The 1,046-nt window shown below is 40.2% G+C and carries 1 protein-coding gene; it reads left to right on the top strand.

The annotated features are described in order from the left end of the window. Positions 1-165: 165 nt before the first annotated feature. Positions 166-1,046: two-partner secretion domain-containing protein (locus M2125_RS10915; RefSeq protein WP_280742987.1), on the top strand; the 881-nt coding region annotated here is incomplete at its 3' end.

The following is a 1,046-nucleotide window of genomic DNA, read 5'->3' as shown; positions in this document are numbered from 1 at the left end:
ATACAGACAACATGTACAGATCGGTACAAGGTTGGATCAAGGGCACAATCTTTTTTTAAGAATGTATAAGAAATTGCAAAAATATTTACAAACTCACACGATCGAGGGATTTTTTTATTAGAGAAATTTCGTTAAATTCTCTAGCACATAAGTGAAATACCAAGTTTGATACCTAAAATTACGCAACCATCGCATAGAAAGAGCTGTGAATCACAGTTCAAAGCCGCTAAGTTATTAGCGGCTTTAGCTATTGCTGGTCTGGCTGGACAGGCGCTAGCTGCCCCTCCCGCCGCTAATGCGTTGCCAACAGGCGGGAAAGTTGTTGCTGGTACAGCAGCCATCTCCCAGGCGGGTAATACGATGAATATCAATCAATCCAGTCAACGTGCTGTGATTAATTGGAATAGTTTTGATGTAGGTTCACAAGCAACGGTGAACTTTAATCAACCCAATTCCTCTGCATCAACTCTCAATTACGTCAATAGTGCTTCAAAATCGATGATCAATGGCGCAGTCAATGCCAACGGTCAGGTGATTTTTGTAAATAACAATGGCGTGGTGTTCGGTAAGGGTGCTGAGGTGAATGTGGGTGGCATGGTGGCAACCACCATGAACATCTCTGCAACAGAATTTATGTCTGGTAAGGACACCCAGGTTTACGAGGGTGGCACTACTGGCAAAATTATTAATAAAGGCCATATTACTGGCAATAATATTAATAGTTATATTGCATTAATGGCGCCACAAGTAGTTAATACCGGCGTTATTACTGCAACAATGAGTGGTAATAATTCGATTGCATTAGTTGCTGGTCAAAAAGTGACTTTGAAATTTTCTGGCAGTCAATTTGTCAGCGTTTCAGTTGATGCTTCAGTAGTAAATGCATTAATTTCGAATAAATTATTAATTAATGCAGGTAGTGGTCAAGTAATTATTGGCGCAAATGCTGCGCAGAATTTAATGGGCTCACTCATTAAAAATACCGGCACTATTTCTGCATCCGATATTAATACTTCTGGTGGAAAAATCTCATTAACTGCCGACAC

The organism is Polynucleobacter sphagniphilus (assembly GCF_029892205.1).
Taxonomy (GTDB): Bacteria; Pseudomonadota; Gammaproteobacteria; order Burkholderiales; family Burkholderiaceae; genus Polynucleobacter; species Polynucleobacter sphagniphilus.
Note: the sequence above shows the minus strand (reverse complement) of the source record. Positions and strands in the feature narration are given on the sequence as shown.